The sequence below is a fragment of the Catenulispora acidiphila DSM 44928 genome, from assembly GCF_000024025.1.
Taxonomy (GTDB): domain Bacteria; phylum Actinomycetota; class Actinomycetes; order Streptomycetales; family Catenulisporaceae; genus Catenulispora; species Catenulispora acidiphila.
Window position 1 is genome coordinate 1,683,131 of sequence record NC_013131.1, and the last position, 15,046, is coordinate 1,698,176.

The window sequence follows — 15,046 nt, forward strand, 5'->3', positions numbered from 1 at the left end:
GGAGCCGTAAAGAACTCCTAAGACACTGCCCGCCTCACGATCCATCAGTCTTCTGAGGCTCCCGCAGCAGAAACCCCAGCACTATCCCCGCGATCGGTACCGCGCACAGCGCCGTCAGCACTCCCTGCGGGCCGCGGTGTTCGGCGATCAGGCCGAAGACGGGTGCCATCAGCCCTCCCGCGCTGACGCCCAGCCCGAGCGTGACGCCTGCGGCTGTGCCGGGGCGGCCGGGGAGGTAGTCCTGGCCGAGTTTCACCAGGACAGCGAACGGGATGTTCAGGGCTAGTCCGGTGAGGACTGCGAAGGCCAGCGGTGCGACGGCGCCCGGGCTGAAGCGGAGGGCCAGCAGCATGGGGATGGTGAGGGCGCCGCCGAGTTGGACGGTGCGGACCATGCCGACGCGGTCGGCGATGCGGCCGCCAAGGAGGGTGCCGGCGACGCCGCCGATGAGGAAGCAGGCGAGGGCGGCGCCGGCCATGGTGCGGGAGGCGTGCAGGTGCTTGATCCAGTACAGCTCGATGAAGGTGTTGATGCCGAAGAAGGCTGCCGAGCGGACCACCTCGATGCCGGTCAGCGCCGCGAACGGTCCCCAACGGTCCTGGCCGCCACTCGCCGCCGCGTGAGATGGCCTGGTGCCGGCGCGCTTTTTGAGCAGTACCAAGGCGATGAGCCATGCCGGCGGGATGAACAGCGCCGTCGCGCCGACGCCCCACGCGTTCAAAGCCGGAGTCGCGAGGACCGGTGCCAGAAAGAAGCCGACGCTCCCGCCGGCGGCGAAGACGCTCATCGCGGCGGCGCTGTCCCCGGCGGCCTCGCGCGCCGAGCGGCCGGCCGCGGGGTGGAACATCGCGACTCCGAACCCTGATATCAGAATGCAGAGCCAGACCAGTGCGTACGGACCCGCCAGCCCCGACAGCCCGAGCCCGGTCCCGGCGACCGCGACGCCCACCGCAGCCAAGCGAGGCAGCCGCCAGCGGTCCACGGCGAGCCCGACAAGCGGCTGCGGAAGCGCGCTGCCCAGCGTCGCAGCCAACGTGAGTCCGGAGGCCGCCAGGTAGCTGTAGTGCCGCTCCAGAACGAAGTAGGGGACGCTGGCCGGGACAAGGCCCTGATACATGTCGTCGACCGCGTGCGCCGCGCCCCAGACCGCCATGCGGCCGCGGACTCCGCGCGAGATCACCTCGGTGGCTTCTCCGGCCTCTGCGCTGCTCTCGGCTCGGCTCGGATCGCTGATCAAGCTCATGCCGTCCACGATCTCGCCGCGCCGTGCTGTCCGGCTTCCGATATCCTGCCGATTGATGTCGGAAATCCGCCTCGTCCTCGCCGGTCCCACCCGCCGTCCCCTCCTGCCCGGCGAACAGGTGGAACGCCACGACCACGACGTGAACCAGCTCGTCTACCCCCTCAGCGGCATGCTCGAGGTCGCCACCTCCGCCGGCGTCTGGATGGTCCCGCCGCACCGCGCCGCCTGGATTCCGGCAGCCGTGCCGCACGCGCACCGCGCCCACGGTCACACTGAAATGCGAACCCTGATATTCGCCGCGACGACCAACCCCCTGCACCTGGACCGTCCGACCGTCCTGGCGGTCGACACGCTCCTGCGCGAGGTGATCGCCGCCCTCACCACCGAAGACCCCGAGCCAAGGCAGCGCCGCACCCTGGAACAAGTCGCGCTGGACAGGCTCCGCACCGTCGACGAACTCCCGTTCCGCCTCCTGTGGCCGCGCGACGACCGCCTCGCCACGATCGCCCGCACCCTCGCCGACAACCCGGCCGACGACCGCACTCTCGCCGCCCTCGGCCGCACCGCCGGCGCCGCCGAACGCACCCTCAGCCGCCTGTTCCGCGCCGAGACCGGCATGACGTTCCCGCAGTGGCGCGCCCAACTCCGCCTCCAACACGCGCTGGCGCTGCTCGCGACCGGCGAGCCGGTGACGACTGTCGCCACCGCCTGCGGATTCGCGACGCCGAGCGCCTTCATCGAGGTGTTCCGCAAAGCGCTGGGAACCACGCCGGGCCGCTACCGCGCCGCGGCGTTCCGCCCCAGCGGCACGAACCGCACCGAAGATCCCTATCCGGACCTTCTCTGATGGCACATCAGCTGACATACTCCGCGCCATGACGCCCAAGGCACTGAAGAGCACGGCCCAGGCACTCGCCCGCCAGCGTTGGTTCGTGGCCGTCGGCAAGCGCACGCTCCCGCACGTGGACCGCGTCCTGTACAAGGCGACGCGCGGGCGCGTCGGCGCGATGAGCCCGTCCGGCCTCACCGGACTCCTGCTCACCACCGTGGGCCGCAAGACCGGCAAGGAGCGCTCCGTCCCGCTGCTCTACGTCGGCCACGAGGGCAAGTACTACCTCACCGGCTCGAACTGGGGTCAGGAGCACCACCCGGTGTGGACGCTGAACCTGATGGCGAACCCCGAGGCGACGCTCACCGTCAAGGGCAAGAAGATCCCGGTCACGGCGCGCCTGTTGGAAGGCGAGGAGCGCACACAGATCTGGCCGGTGCTGACCACGACCTGGCCCAACTTCGACGTCTACACCGAGCGCAGCGGTCGGGAGCTGCGGGTCTTCGAGCTGACGCCGCGCTGAGGGGCCACGAGGTCCACAGAGGTCTACTTCAAAGCAGCAGAGATCTCAGCAGCCGCCTGAATCACCCGCGGCGCCACCTTCGCCGCGTCCAGCGGCGCGAAGGAAACCACCCCGACGCTCGCCTCCAACCCCGGCACGTCCCGGATCGGCGCGGCGATCCCGTGCGCCCCGGCCTGCAACTCGCCCTCGCTCGCCGTGTAGAGCGTCGCAGGATCCTTCGACACCGAAGCCGGCCGCCCGACCCCCGCGCGCCCCAACAGGATCGCCTTCCCCGCCGCGCCCTGCGCCAGCCGGTGCCGTGATCCCACGCGGTAGGCCATGTGATAGTCCGTCCACGTCGGCTCGACCACCGCGATCGCCAGCGCGTCCGGTCCCTCGGCGACCGTCAGGTGCGCCGTCGCGCCCACGACCTCCGCCAGCTTGCGCAGCGGAGGCGTCGCCGCCTCGCGCAGCAGCGGATGCACGCGCGCGGCAAGCCGCAGCACTCCCACCCCGAGGTGCACACGGCCGTCGGCGTCCCGCCGTGCCAACCCGTGCGCCTCCAGCGTGGCGACCAGCCGGTATCCGGCGGTCCGCGGCGCGCCGACGCGTTCGGCCAGCTGGGCGACCGTCAGTCCGGACGTGGCGTCGGCCAGCGCCGTGAGCACGCGGATCCCCCGGTCCAGAGTCTGGCTGGTCTCCGGCTCCGGGGCGGGATCGGTGCGGGTCATACGCGCAGCTTAGATCGTGGGTGGACCATACTCGACGGATGGGCACCGACGACGATCTCTTCCGGCGGCAGCGGCTTCTCCAGGGCGAGGCGGAGGCGGTGCTCGACGATCTCGACCTCGCCGCCGGGCTGGAGACGGTCGGCGACCCGATCCGGACCGGCAGCTCGGCGCTCGGCGTGATGGTCAAGCCGGACATCGACGTGACCACCGCCTGCGCACGCCTGGACCTGGCGGCCTTCGACGCCGTCGCGCACCTGGCGACCCGGCTCGCCCGGCACGCACGCGTCCGCCAGGTGACCTTCCGCAACGACACCGGCGTCTGGAACGCCGAGCCCGACAAGTACCCCGACGGCCTGTACCTCAGCGTCAGCTACCGCTCCCCGCGTCCGCGCGACTGGAGCCTGGACCTGTGGTTCGTCGACGAGCCAGACCGGCAGCCGGACCTGGCGCACCTGCGCACGCTGCTCCCGCGCCTGACCGACGAGACCCGCGAAGCCATCCTGCGGATCAAGGAGGGGTGGACGCCGCGCCCCGAATACGGCCGCGAGGTCAATGGGACGCTGATTTATGAGGCTGTGCTTGATGGGGGAGTGCGGACGCTTCCAGACTTTGCGGAATGGCTGGCGCAGGACGCGCCTGCTTTGAAAACAGATACCGCCCGGGCTTAGGCAGCCGCCCGACCTGCTCGCGCACCTTGCGTCCGACCCACAGCCACATGGCCGTCGGCAGGAACACCGCGTCGCCGACCATCATCGCCGCCGAGAACAGCGGCAGCCCCATCACCACCGCGATCGAGAAGTGCATCCCGACCAGCATCACCAGGCACGGGTACTTCAGCCACTTGCTGAACACGGCGAAGGGGAAGGCGATCTGCACGAACACCGTCAGGTACGCCACGATCGCGATGGTGACGCTCTGCCCCGCCATGAAGTCGGACAGACCGGGCCAGGGCCGGAACCAGTCCAGTTTCAGCGTGTAGTACAGCGCGGTCCCGTTCTGCCAGTACGAGCCCTGCGACTTGTAGAGCCCGGCGGCGGCGTAGACCACGCAGATCTGTGCCGCTATCACCAGAACCGCGGCGTTGTGCAGGAAGGTGACGATTTCCTCGCGCGTCCGGTCCAGCTCGGCGACCGCCTGCCAGCCGGGGCTGTCCGGCCAGCTGAACTCCGCGATGCCGCGGGCCTCGCGCTTCTCGGCCTGGCGCCGCTTGCGCCGGGCGTCCAGCGACCAGCGTGTTCCGCAGCGACTGAAGGCCAGGTAGATGGCCATCAGACCCATGATGTTGTCGCCGCCGTCGGTGAGGAACACGTCGCGGCCGGTGAACGCCATGATGGTCAGCGCGAAGCAGATCGAGGTGACGCGGGTCCGCCAGCCCAGCACGAACAGCAGGCAGACCAGGATCGCGACGGTGTACCAGAACTCGAACCAGGTCTTGCCGCCGTGCCCGAGGAAGGTGTACCACCAGCGGTCGATCGCGAACCAGTCCAGGCCGGGGTCGTTGGCGAACTGCTGGTTCAGCGCCGGAGTCCAGGCCGCGTTCGGACCCCAGAGCGCGTCGTGCCTCGGGTACTCGTGCAGCAGGAAGATCAGGTAGAGCGAGCCGTAGCCGATGCGCAGGACGGCGGTGCCGTAGAGGGCGACCGCGTGCGTGGTCAGGCGCGTGAAGGCGTTCTGCGCCTTGGCGGCGACCCACGTCAGCGGCTCGCCGCGGAACGCCGGACCTTGGGCGGCGGCCACTGCCACCGCCACAGCCAGCGCGGGGGTGTCGGCGATGTCGGTGGCGTCGGCGATGCCGGTCGTTTCGACCACGCCGATTCCAGCGGCGGCGACGGCCGCGTCAGCCGTGCTGATCGCATCGCTCACATCGATCGCATCGCTCACATCGCTCACGTCGCCCGGGCCGAGCACGTCAGCGGTCTCGGCGGTGTCCGCCGGGTCGTCGATACCGGAGGTCACGGCGCCACGCTCCCGTTCGGGCAGCCATAGGACACGGCGTCGGGGGAGACCTGCCGCCACGGGATGATGTGCACCACGGGCTGCATCACCTCGTTCGGCTTCTCGGCCGGCGCGATGTCGGTGGTGGTCACCCGGAACTCGATGTTCATGATCTTGGCCGACGGCACGCCGTCCTTGGCGCTGAGCGGGTCGATCCGCTGCAGCGCGATGTTCACCAGGTACTGCCGCATCATGTCCGCGCGGCCGGAGGTGCCCACGTCCGCGGAGTCGTGGGTCGCGGCGTAGCCGTCGGTCCACGCCCGGCGCAGCTCGTTCTGCTCCGTGTGCCCGGGGAACACGTTGTGCGCGATGGTGTCGTAGTCCATCTGCGACAGGTTGTACCAGGGTGTGACGTCGGTGTAGCAGTCGGTGGAGACCCTGGCCTCGACCGTGAAGTTCTGGGACATCGGGTTCGGGGCGAACAGCCGCCAGTTCTGCTCGAACCACGGATAGACCCATTTGGAGATGGGGGTGGCGAACTTGGTGCTGACCGTGTTGGTCGGCGAGTTCGTCAGGAACGTGATGCTCAGGTGGTACAGCGCGAGCAGCGAGATGCCGAGGACCGAGACGCCGAGCAGTGCCCGCGACCACCACGGCCGGGGAGCCTGGTGAGGGGGGTTCGGCGGGGGCACGGCGGGTTCCTCGATCGGCTCGGACACGCAGCAAACCTAACGGATCGTCGCAGACTCGGTAACACCGTTTTTGCAAGTCGTGACGTCCGTGACCAAATGCGACTCCTGAGAAACCCCTGGAGCAATACTTACCCTTCAGAGTGCTCGGTGGCGCAGACCTCGGTGAGCGGGAGCACCCGGAACGGGACCGGATTCGCCATCGCGATCACGGTCGAAGTGCGCTGGATGCCCTCGAACGACACGAGTTTGTCGATGACGCGCTGCATGTCCGCGTTCGAGCGGGCGACGATCCGGCACAACATGTCGCCGGCGCCGGTGATCGTGTGCATCTCCAACAGCTCCGGGATCGCCGCCAGATGTTCGCGAACCTGGGCGCCGCGGCCCTGCCGGATCTCCAGCGTCGCGAACGCGGTGACCGTGTAGCCCAGCGCCGCCGGATCGATCAGCGGACCGAAGCCGCGCACGACGCCGCGCGCCTGGAGCCGGTCCAGGCGCGCCTGCACGGTCCCGCGCGCCACGCCGAGCCGCCGCGACGCCTCCAGGATGCCGATGCGCGGCTCCTCGGTCAGCAGCGCCAGCAGCCGGGCGTCGAGGCCGTCGATCGCCCTCGTCGCGGGCGCCGGTTCAGGAGAGGACATATCGGTAGGTTCCTGTCCATGTCGGGTTTGGCATGAAGTGTCGTTGATCACACTGTACAGAAATGCGGTGTCCCAGCTACTTCCGCTGCGCAGATTGTATAGCTCTCCAACCTCGCGTTGCGCACTTTGATCTGCGGATCGAAGCTGGGAGCATGACCGAAACCGCTACTGCCAGCGCCGCCTCCGCCACCGCCACCAAGGACCCGTTCCCGGTCAAGGGGATGGACGCCGTCGTGTTCGCCGTCGGCAACGCCAAGCAGGCTGCCCACTACTACTCCACCGCCTTCGGCATGAGGGTGGTCGCCTACTCCGGTCCCGAGACCGGTCGCGCCGACCGCGTGGCGTATGTGCTGGAGTCCGGCAGCGCGCGCTTCGTGTTCAAGGGCTCGGTCCGTCCGGGCACCGAGATCGCGCTGCACGTCGCCGAGCACGGCGACGGCGTGACCGATCTGGCGATCGCCGTCCCGGACGTCTACGCGGCCTATGAGTACGCCGTCGGGCACGGCGCCACCGGCCTGGAGAAGCCGCACGAGGTCGAGGACGAGAACGGCGTCCTGGTCCGGGCCGCGATCGCCACCTACGGCGACACCCGCCACTCGCTGGTCGACCGCTCCCGCTACACCGGCGCCTACGCTCCCGGCTACGTCGAGCGCGCGCCGCTCGTCGAGCCGAACGCCCGCATCTTCCAGGCGATCGACCACTGCGTCGGCAACGTCGAGCTGGGCAAGATGGACGAGTGGGTGGACTTCTACCGCCACGTCATGGGCTTCACGAACATGGCCGAGTTCATCGGCGACGACATCGCCACCGACTACTCCGCGCTGATGTCCAAGGTCGTCGCCGACGGCACCCGCAAGGTCAAGTTCCCGCTGAACGAGCCGGCGATCGCGAAGAAGAAGTCGCAGATCGACGAGTACCTGGAGTTCTACGGCGGTCCGGGCGTCCAGCACATCGCGCTGAACACCGGCGACATCCTGGCCACCGTGGACGCGATGCGCGCCGCCGGCGTGGAGTTCCTGGAGACCCCGGACTCCTACTACGAGGACGAGGAGCTGCGGGCCCGCATCGGTACTGTCCGCGTCCCGGTCGAGGAGCTGCAGAAGCGCAAGATCCTCGTGGACCGCGACGAAGAGGGCTATCTGCTCCAGATCTTCACCAAGCCGGTGCAGGACCGCCCGACGGTGTTCTTCGAGCTCATCGAGCGGCACGGCAGCCAGGGCTTCGGCAAGGGCAACTTCAAGGCCCTGTTCGAGGCGATCGAGCGCGAGCAGGAGCGCCGCGGCAACCTGTGAGCCCCCGGCGGGTGCGTCTACTGCAAAGGACGTAGTAGCTGGTCATCGTGCGGGTGTCGGCGATTCCTCAAGCTTGCGTAAGGAATCCCGGCACCCGTACAGGTTTGGGCGGTCGTGTTCTAGGCTCGGTGATCGTGGAGAGTTCACCGCGCCCCGGCTATTACCCAGACCCCTCAGTCCCCGGATACATCCGGTATTGGGACGGCTCCAAGTGGGTCCCGGGCACCAGCAAGCCGATGCCGAAGAAGGCCGGCGCCGGGGACGCGGAGCGCGGCGCCGGCTCGGGCGCCGAGGCGATGGCTGAGCCGGCTGAGCCGGCTGAGCCGGCTGAGCCGGCGTCGAGCCCGGCACTGACCTTCGACGCCGAACTCCCTTGGCCGCAGCAGGATGCCGAACGGCTGTCGACGTCCTCTTCCACGTCCACGTCCACGGCGTCGCTGTCGAAGACGCCGGCCTTCGCACCGCCGCGTCCGCTGTCCGAGGTGAGCTTCGACGACGCGAAGCCCTCGCCGCCGCCGTTCTCCGTGGGCTCGCAGTCGCTGCCGGATTTGAGCTTCGACGACGGGATGCCCGAATCTCCGCGCCAGGCTCCGATGCCCATGCCTGGATTCCAGGTCGCGGCTGCCTCATCAACACCGCCGCAGTCGCCGCCGGCGCCGCAGGTCGCCAGCGCGTCCGGCATGGGCATCTCCATCACCGGCGTGCCAGGCCTGTCCGCCGCGCCGAAGCAGACCCCCGCGCAAATGTCCGCGGCGAACCAGGCACTGCGCATCCGCCTGCTGCGCGCCGACGGCAAACCCTTCGACGGCCCGGAGATCACCACCGGTCCCAAGCAGACCGACGCCGCCAAGAACGCCTCACGCACCGAGTTCGACACCCCGCGCGGACCGAAGAAGCAGGCGCCCAAGGTCGTGGTGAAGACCGGTCCGCTGGAGCGCGCCGGGCACACCCTGGCCGTGCTGCTGATCTCGGCGGTCGGGATCGTGCCCCTGGCCTACCTGCTGCTGCAGTCGGTCCACAACCGCGAGGACAAGCTCGCCGCGACCATCAAGGTCCCGACCAAGATGAACGTGCTCGACAGCACCTCCGAGGCCTACCTCGGCGCGATGGTCGCGGTGCTGCTGGTCGTGGCGGCGCTGTACGCGACGCGGTTGAAGCGGCGGCGGGAGCGGTAGAGGCGCCATCCAGGCGACGACACCGACGGTCCTACCGCGATGACAGGGCCCTGACAGTCAGAGCCCTGCGACGGGGTGAATCCGGTTGATCTCCATCAGCTTTTGCGGCGCTTCCGGCTGATGGGTGGCTGGGCTGGTTGGGGTGCGGCTGGGCTGCGTGAAGTGCGACTGGCAGGGTTAGTGCGGCTTGTTCGTGGTCTTCCTGCGGCCGGCCTTCAGACAGCCGGCACGATCTCGACGCCCGCCGCGCGCATCTCCTCCAGCGCCGTGGCGGTCGAGGCCTCGGCGACCCCGGCCACCAGATCTGAGCGCAGCCGGGTGGCCAGGCCCAGCTTCACCGCGTCCAGTGCTGTGGCGCGCACGCAGTAGTCGGTGGCGATGCCGACCACGTCGACCTGGTCCACGCCGCGGGCGCGCAGCCAGTCGCCCAGCGGGGTGTCGGCGCCGTCGACGGCTTCGAATCCGCTGTAGGCGGCTTGGAACGCGCCCTTGGAGAAGACTTCGTCCACATGGGTGCGGTCGAACTCCGGGTGGAATTCCGCGCCCTTGCTGCCGGCCACGCAGTGCACCGGCCAGCTCGTCGCGTAGTCCGGTTCGGCGGCGAAGTGCGAGCCGGGGTCGGTATGCCAGTCGCGGGTCGCCACCACGAGTTCGAAGCCGCCCCGGTCCGGGGCGGCCAACAGGGCGCTCACGCCGGCGGCGACGGCCGAGCCGCCGGAGACCGGCAGGGAGCCGCCTTCGCAGAAGTCGTTCTGGACGTCGACGACGATCAGTGCGCGGGTCATGCTCGGTCTCTTTTCTAGGCGCTGCAAGGGTTATCGGCGCTGTCTCTACCTCTGGACGTACTGCTGGCCGTACCGCTGGTCGTAACTCTGGCCGTACCGCTAGCTCGGATACACCGTAGGGATCGCCGGCTCGCCGCGCGACAGCTGCGTGGACCACGGCGGCAGTTCGGCGCGCGAGGCCTCGTGCCGTTCCCGGATCTCGGCCAGGCTCGGGCGGGCGATGACCTCGCCCTTGGCGACGTACTGCATCAGCAGGTCGCGGCCCTCGGACTTCAGCGCCTCGGGCACGGCGCCGGTCCCGACCAGCTCCTCCTGCGCCACGCCGTCGGAGCCGATGCGGCGCCAGGCGTACTTGCGTCCGCCGCGGGTGGCCTTCTCCGAGGACTTCTTCGCCACCGGAACCATCGTGGCGTCCGGCTCGACGCTCGCCCCGCGTGCGACCAGCTTGTAGACCAGTCCCGCGGTCGGCGCGCCGGAGCCGGTGACCAGCTGGGTGCCGACGCCGTAGGAGTCCACCGGGGCGGCGGCCAGCGCGGCGATCTGGTACTCGTCGAGGTCGGAGGTGACCACGATCTTGGTGTGCTTGGCGCCGAGCTCGTCGAGCTGCTTGCGGACGCGGTGCGCCATCCACAGCAGGTCGCCGGAGTCCAGGCGGACCGCGCCGAGGTCGGGACCGGCGACGTCGACCGCGGTCTTCACGGCCTCGGCGACGTCGTAGGTGTCGACCAGCAGCGTGGTGTTCCGGCCGAGGGCGTCGACCTGGACGCTGAAGGCGTCGCGCTCGCTGTCGTGCAGCAGCACGAAGGCGTGCGCCGAGGTGCCGGTGGTCGGGACGCCGAAGCGGCGGCGCGCCTCCAGGTTGGAGGAGGCGGAGAAGCCCGCCAGGTAGGCCGCGCGCGCGGCGGCCACGGCGGCCTCCTCGTGGGTGCGCCGCGAGCCCATCTCCAGGCAGGGGCGGCCCATCGCCGCGGAGGTCATGCGGGAGGCCGCGGAGGCGATCGCGCTGTCGTGGTTCAGCACCGACAACACCAGCGTCTCCAGGAGCACCGCCTCAGCGAACGTGGATTCCACGATCAGCAGCGGGGAGCCGGGGAAGTAGCACTCTCCCTCGGCGTAGCCGTGGACGTCGCCGCTGAAGCGGTAGCCGGCCAGCCAGTCCCGGGTGGACTCGTCGACGACGCCGGACTCGTGCAGGAAGTCGCAGATGGCGGTGTCGAAGCGGAATTCCTCCAGGGCGTCCAGGAGGCGGCCGGTGCCGGCGGTCACGCCGTAGCGGCGGCCGTCGGGCAGCCGGCGGGCGAAGACCTCGAACACCGAGCGTCGGTGGGCGGCCCCGCTGCGCAGGGCACCCTCCAGCATGGTGAGCTCATAGTGGTCCGTGAGGAGCGCGGTGCTGTTCACGATCTATCAGCGTAGTCTGGTGGGATGAGTGTCGCGCCGGTGGAGGTCGATCCGGAGGCCACGGAGGAGACCCGGGCGGCTCCGGTGCAGGACCCGATGTGGGTCACCGTGGTCTGGAACGACCCTGTGAACCTGATGAGCTACGTGACGTACGTGTTCATGACCTACTTCGGGTACAGCAAGGGCAAAGCCGAGCGGATGATGCACGAGGTGCACAACCTCGGCAAGGCGATAGTGTCCAGCGGCGGCCGCGAGCAGATGGAGAAGGACGTGGCCGCGATGCACGGGTACGGCCTGTGGGCGACCTTGCAGCGCCAGGACGGCTGAACGACCAGATCGGGGATCCCCACGTGCTCAAGCCCTTCCAGGCCCACCGTTCCGGACGGATCGTCGGGGTGTTCACCGACGGCCAGGTCGGGGTCCTGCGCTTCCTGCTGACTGGGCAGCTGGCGCTCTTGGACGAGGAGGACCCGCTGGGCGCGGAGCCAGACCCGCTGACCGCGGCCCTGGGCATTGCCGACGGCCCGGTGAAGAAGCCGGACAACCCCGCGCTGGCGCGGCTGTTCCCGGACGCCTACGGCGACGCCGACGAGGCCAGCGAGTTCCGCCGGCTCACCGAGCCCGACCTGCGCGAGGGCAAGCGCGCCACGGCGCGCCAGGTGCTGGAGACGCTGGAGGACTACCGGGGCGGGGACAAGCTGACCCTGGACGGGGACCAGGCGCGGGCCTGGCTCAGCGCGGTGAACGACGTCCGGTTGGTGCTGGCGGTCTGGCTGGACATCGAGGACGACGACGACAACCCCTTCGACCGCATCGACGAGAAGGACGACCGCTACGAGATAGTGGTCATGTACCACTGGCTCGGCGCGCTGGTCGAATGGCTGGTCGAAGCCCTGATGGGCTGAGCGGTCCGCTGGTCGGACCGGCGGTGTGCCGGGTACCGGAGCCGTGCGGCACACCGCAGGCCACACCCCGCGCGGGGTGAAAGCAGCCGCAGGGCATTGAGTCGGTTCCCCAGGTGTGCCAGCATCCTGCCTCATGACAGAGGCGCTCGGCGGGGTCCCGTACACCCCCCGGAAGGTGCGGCCGCTCGGCCTGCTCCAGATCGACGACTGGCGCGTGAAGCTCCACGGGCTGTCCGCGACGCCCTCCGGCGACCTGGACGACGCCGCCCACGAGGGCGCGCGCAAGGCCGCCGTGGAGGCGCTGCCCCGACCCGGGATCGGAGGCGGGCGCTACGGCGTCGGCTTCGTGATCGCGCACCGGTCGACGAACGCTTACTCCTACGTGGTCGGGTGGTGGGCGTATGGCTGTCTGCTGTCCACGGCCGCGTACTCGGCCCGGTTCTCCGAACCCGCCGAGATCGCGCGCTGTCCGGCCCGGCAGGCCGGCTGCGTGTGGGAGTTGGCCGTGATCGACCACGAGCGGCGCGCGTGGACCCGGACGATGCTGGGGACCAAGGCCGACGGGGACGTCGAGGGATATCTGGGAGCTGTCTTGTCCGGCAGGGTCTGACCGCGCCGAACTCGGCTTACGACAGTCTTGTTTGACAGTCTTGTTCGACAGGCTTGTTTGACAGTCTTGACGGGAACAGAGCGGGACCCCTGGAATCCCAGGGGTCCCGCTCTGTCGAGGTCGAACCTTGATACCGACGCGCGTCCTAGTTCGCCGAACTGGACTTGCGCCGCGAGGCGATGAGCGCGCCCGCGCCGAGGACCAGGGCTCCGGCGCCGAGGCCCGCGTAGTCGAGGACGTCGCTGCCGGTGTGCGGCAGCTGACCCATCTCCTCGTGCGTCGGGCGACGGTGGCGGTGCAGGTGCTCCTGGTGTTGGCGAGAGTGCGTGGCCGGAGGGGGCGGGCCGTCGATCGGCGACATGGCCGGACCGGTCGAGCAGCCGGTGTCCTCGGTCCCGCTGTTCGCCAGGCCCGCGCCGAGGGTGGTGCCGCACAGCTGGAGCGGCGCGTTGACGCTGCCCTGCACGACGTTGCCGGTGATGATCCCGGTCTCGCCGGTGGCACTGCCGGCGGAGAACGTCGTCGGGGCGCCGGTGTTCACGCAGGAGTTGCCGGCAGCGGTGTCGTGGTAGGCGCCGAAGGCGGCGACGACCCCGCAGATCTCGGTCGGGATGTTGATCGGCAGCTGCGCGACGTTGCCCGCGGCCAGGCCGTTGTTGCCGATCGCCCGGCCTTCGGCGCCCGCGCCGCCGGCCGTGTGGTTCACGCAGCGGTTGTCCAGCGCGGAGTCGAACACGCCGACCAGGTCCACCGAGTCGCCGCAGGCGTTGATCGGCGCCTCGATCGGCACCTGCAGGACGTTGCCGGTGACCGCGCCGGAGGAGTTGGCGGTGACGGCCTTGGCGCCGGCGCCGACATGGTGCTCCTGCAGGTCGCCGGGGTACTCCCAGTGCCCGTGGCGCTCGCCGCCGTTGACGCAGGTGGTGCCCGCCGCGGTGTCGAAGACGCCGACGACGTTCGCGGTGATGCCGCAGACGTTCAGCGGCGCGTCCACGGGGACCTGGACGACGTTGCCGCTCACCAGCCCCGGGGAGGAGGTGGCCACGGCGTTGGCGGAGGAGTAGGACGGCCCGCCCTCGTTGGCGCACAGGATGTCCTCGGCGGAGTTCTGCCCGCCGATCGCGGTCACCGTGTCCCCGCAGATGTTCGCCGGGAGCGATACCGGGACCTGCACGACGTTGCCCGACAGCGTGCCGGGACTGCCGCCGGCGACGGCCGCGGCCGAGCTGTTCGGCCCGCCGGCCGTGCCGGGACCGTTCACGCAGTGCTCGCCCTCGGCGTGGTCGCCGCCGCCGAGCACGGTCGCGACCACGCCGCAGATGTTCACCGGCGCGTCGACCGGCACCTCGACGGTGTTGCCGGCCAGCAGCCCGCCGCCGCCGAAGTCCTCGGAGGACGCAGCGGCGCCGGCGGAGTCGGCGGAGCCGGCCGCCGGGTGCGGCGTGGAGGCGTGCGCCGGGGCGTGGGGGGCGCTGTACGGCGCCGTGCCGTTGCGGTGCGGCGTGCTCGCGTGGGCTGGCGCGTTGCTGTGGTGCGGCGTGCTCGCGTGAGCCGGGGCGTTGGTGTGGTGCGGCGCGCTTGCGTGGGCTGGCGCGTTGGTGTGGTGCGGCGTGCTCGCGTGGGCTGGCGCGTTGGCGTGCTGCGGCGCGCTCGCGTGGGCCGAGGCATTGGTGTGGTGCGGCATGCCCGCATGCGCCGGCGCGTTGCCGTGGTGCGGCGCGGCCGGGTGGTGGCCGGCGGCCTGGTGGTGCTGCGCGGCCTCGTGCGGCGCCGCCGGGTGGTGCGCGGCGGGGGCGTGCGTCGGCGTGGCGGCGGCGTGACCCGGCGCCTTGTGCCGCCCCGCGTACTGCTTGACCTGCGGTCGGCTGACTGGGATGGCCGCGTGGTGCGAAGAGGCGCCGGTCGGCTGGCTCTTCTTCCCGGCTTGGTCCGGGTGCTCGGGGTGTGTCGTCGACGACACCGCCGAGACCGCGGGCGCGGCTCCAGTGATCAGCAGGCCGCCGGTCGCGACCGCGAGCGCGAGTCCGCGCTTGGTCACGTCGTGCATGCCAGTCCTCATTCTTCTCAGGTGGGGCTCGGGTGAACCTGGGAGATGCGGCGGGCCGGCACGAGTCGCACCGAGCCGGTGGGAGCCGACAAAGCCCGTCCACGGCGACAACAGCCGTCGCCGGACGCACGTCACGCGGGCGTGCTCCGGGCGGATGAAAAGTCCTTCTGTGCGATCTATGGCCCGACCTCGGCACAACCCCCTGGTCAGAGCATCTGTGCGAGGCCGCTTGTAAGCCCGAGTGGCGGAGCGGCAGAATCG

General features: G+C 70.2%; 16 protein-coding genes. 8 read left to right on the forward strand and 8 right to left on the reverse strand.

Annotated elements, in window-relative coordinates; translation table 11 throughout:
- Positions 1 to 34: 34 nt before the first annotated feature.
- The gene (locus CACI_RS07360; protein ID WP_012785695.1) at positions 35 to 1,243 is read right to left on the reverse strand and encodes an MFS transporter; all 1,209 of its coding nucleotides are present in this window, start codon (positions 1,241 to 1,243) and stop codon (positions 35 to 37) included.
- Positions 1,244 to 1,298: 55 nt separating this feature from the next.
- On the opposite strand from CACI_RS07360, the gene CACI_RS07365 reads away from it, so the two are divergent.
- Entirely contained in the window at positions 1,299 to 2,090 is a 792-nt protein-coding gene (locus tag CACI_RS07365; RefSeq protein WP_012785696.1) for an AraC family transcriptional regulator, read from the forward strand.
- 28 nt (positions 2,091 to 2,118) lie between these two features.
- Complete coding sequence (locus tag CACI_RS07370; protein ID WP_012785697.1) at positions 2,119 to 2,595, forward strand: nitroreductase family deazaflavin-dependent oxidoreductase; 477 nt, start codon at positions 2,119 to 2,121, stop codon at positions 2,593 to 2,595.
- Between the two features lie 23 nt (positions 2,596 to 2,618).
- Here the strand turns inward: CACI_RS07370 and CACI_RS07375 are convergent, their stop codons facing one another.
- Positions 2,619 to 3,305 (reverse strand): IclR family transcriptional regulator, encoded by a 687-nt coding sequence (locus CACI_RS07375; protein ID WP_012785698.1) that lies wholly within the window; start codon positions 3,303 to 3,305, stop codon positions 2,619 to 2,621.
- Positions 3,306 to 3,343: 38 nt separating this feature from the next.
- Between CACI_RS07375 and CACI_RS47580 the strand changes: the two genes are divergently transcribed.
- Positions 3,344 to 3,973, forward strand: coding sequence for a hypothetical protein (locus tag CACI_RS47580; RefSeq protein ID WP_012785699.1), 630 nt, complete (start codon positions 3,344 to 3,346; stop codon positions 3,971 to 3,973).
- On the opposite strand, the gene CACI_RS47585 is transcribed toward CACI_RS47580, so the two are convergent.
- The 3 genes from CACI_RS47585 to CACI_RS07395 form a co-directional block, all read right to left on the reverse strand.
- A complete protein-coding gene (locus CACI_RS47585; RefSeq protein WP_012785700.1) occupies positions 3,855 to 5,261 on the reverse strand; it encodes an HTTM domain-containing protein in 1,407 nt (468 codons plus the stop codon). The genes CACI_RS47580 and CACI_RS47585 overlap by 119 nt on opposite strands.
- Positions 5,258 to 5,959 (reverse strand): DUF5819 family protein, encoded by a 702-nt coding sequence (locus tag CACI_RS49645; RefSeq protein WP_012785701.1) that lies wholly within the window; start codon positions 5,957 to 5,959, stop codon positions 5,258 to 5,260. The genes CACI_RS47585 and CACI_RS49645 overlap by 4 nt, the downstream gene beginning before the upstream one ends.
- A gap of 101 nt (positions 5,960 to 6,060) precedes the next feature.
- Complete coding sequence (locus CACI_RS07395; RefSeq protein WP_012785702.1) at positions 6,061 to 6,570, reverse strand: Lrp/AsnC family transcriptional regulator; 510 nt, start codon at positions 6,568 to 6,570, stop codon at positions 6,061 to 6,063.
- Positions 6,571 to 6,722: 152 nt separating this feature from the next.
- Between CACI_RS07395 and hppD the strand changes: the two genes are divergently transcribed.
- On the forward strand, positions 6,723 to 7,862 hold the full coding sequence (gene hppD, locus CACI_RS07400; protein WP_012785703.1) for a 4-hydroxyphenylpyruvate dioxygenase: 1,140 nt from the start codon (positions 6,723 to 6,725) through the stop codon (positions 7,860 to 7,862).
- A 134-nt stretch (positions 7,863 to 7,996) separates the two neighbouring features.
- Complete coding sequence (locus CACI_RS52125) at positions 7,997 to 9,037, forward strand: DUF2510 domain-containing protein (RefSeq protein ID WP_012785704.1); 1,041 nt, start codon at positions 7,997 to 7,999, stop codon at positions 9,035 to 9,037.
- A 215-nt stretch (positions 9,038 to 9,252) separates the two neighbouring features.
- On the opposite strand, the gene CACI_RS07415 is transcribed toward CACI_RS52125, so the two are convergent.
- Positions 9,253 to 9,822, reverse strand: coding sequence for a nicotinamidase (locus CACI_RS07415; protein ID WP_012785705.1), 570 nt, complete (start codon positions 9,820 to 9,822; stop codon positions 9,253 to 9,255).
- A 99-nt stretch (positions 9,823 to 9,921) separates the two neighbouring features.
- Positions 9,922 to 11,223, reverse strand: coding sequence for a nicotinate phosphoribosyltransferase (locus CACI_RS07420; RefSeq protein ID WP_012785706.1), 1,302 nt, complete (start codon positions 11,221 to 11,223; stop codon positions 9,922 to 9,924).
- Positions 11,224 to 11,247: 24 nt separating this feature from the next.
- Here CACI_RS07420 and clpS point away from each other — a divergent pair, with 24 nt between their 5' ends.
- The 3 genes from clpS (at position 11,248) to CACI_RS07435 (ending at position 12,738) form a co-directional block, all read left to right on the forward strand.
- The gene (gene clpS, locus CACI_RS07425) at positions 11,248 to 11,550 is read left to right on the forward strand and encodes an ATP-dependent Clp protease adapter ClpS (RefSeq protein ID WP_012785707.1); all 303 of its coding nucleotides are present in this window, start codon (positions 11,248 to 11,250) and stop codon (positions 11,548 to 11,550) included.
- Positions 11,520 to 12,128, forward strand: coding sequence for a DUF2017 domain-containing protein (locus CACI_RS07430; RefSeq protein ID WP_049871498.1), 609 nt, complete (start codon positions 11,520 to 11,522; stop codon positions 12,126 to 12,128). The genes clpS and CACI_RS07430 overlap by 31 nt, the downstream gene beginning before the upstream one ends.
- A gap of 133 nt (positions 12,129 to 12,261) precedes the next feature.
- Positions 12,262 to 12,738, forward strand: a complete 477-nt coding sequence (locus CACI_RS07435) for a hypothetical protein (protein ID WP_012785709.1) — start codon at positions 12,262 to 12,264, stop codon at positions 12,736 to 12,738.
- Positions 12,739 to 12,883: 145 nt separating this feature from the next.
- Here the strand turns inward: CACI_RS07435 and CACI_RS54100 are convergent, their stop codons facing one another.
- The gene (locus tag CACI_RS54100; protein WP_012785710.1) at positions 12,884 to 14,785 is read right to left on the reverse strand and encodes a chaplin family protein; all 1,902 of its coding nucleotides are present in this window, start codon (positions 14,783 to 14,785) and stop codon (positions 12,884 to 12,886) included.
- Between the last annotated feature and the right edge of the window lie 261 nt (positions 14,786 to 15,046).

Bases quoted from the DNA above. Each gene is read 5' to 3' on its own strand.
- CACI_RS07360 (WP_012785695.1), bottom strand. From the start codon at position 1,243: ATGAGCTTGATCAGCGATCCGAGCCGAGCCGAGAGCAGCGCAGAGGCC.
- CACI_RS07365 (WP_012785696.1), top strand. From the start codon at position 1,299: ATGTCGGAAATCCGCCTCGTCCTCGCCGGTCCCACCCGCCGTCCCCTC.
- CACI_RS07370 (WP_012785697.1), top strand. From the start codon at position 2,119: ATGACGCCCAAGGCACTGAAGAGCACGGCCCAGGCACTCGCCCGCCAG.
- CACI_RS07375 (WP_012785698.1), bottom strand. From the start codon at position 3,305: ATGACCCGCACCGATCCCGCCCCGGAGCCGGAGACCAGCCAGACTCTG.
- CACI_RS47580 (WP_012785699.1), top strand. From the start codon at position 3,344: ATGGGCACCGACGACGATCTCTTCCGGCGGCAGCGGCTTCTCCAGGGC.
- CACI_RS07395 (WP_012785702.1), bottom strand. From the start codon at position 6,570: ATGTCCTCTCCTGAACCGGCGCCCGCGACGAGGGCGATCGACGGCCTC.
- hppD (WP_012785703.1), top strand. From the start codon at position 6,723: ATGACCGAAACCGCTACTGCCAGCGCCGCCTCCGCCACCGCCACCAAG.
- CACI_RS07415 (WP_012785705.1), bottom strand. From the start codon at position 9,822: ATGACCCGCGCACTGATCGTCGTCGACGTCCAGAACGACTTCTGCGAA.
- clpS (WP_012785707.1), top strand. From the start codon at position 11,248: ATGAGTGTCGCGCCGGTGGAGGTCGATCCGGAGGCCACGGAGGAGACC.
- CACI_RS07435 (WP_012785709.1), top strand. From the start codon at position 12,262: ATGACAGAGGCGCTCGGCGGGGTCCCGTACACCCCCCGGAAGGTGCGG.
- CACI_RS54100 (WP_012785710.1), bottom strand. From the start codon at position 14,785: ATGCACGACGTGACCAAGCGCGGACTCGCGCTCGCGGTCGCGACCGGC.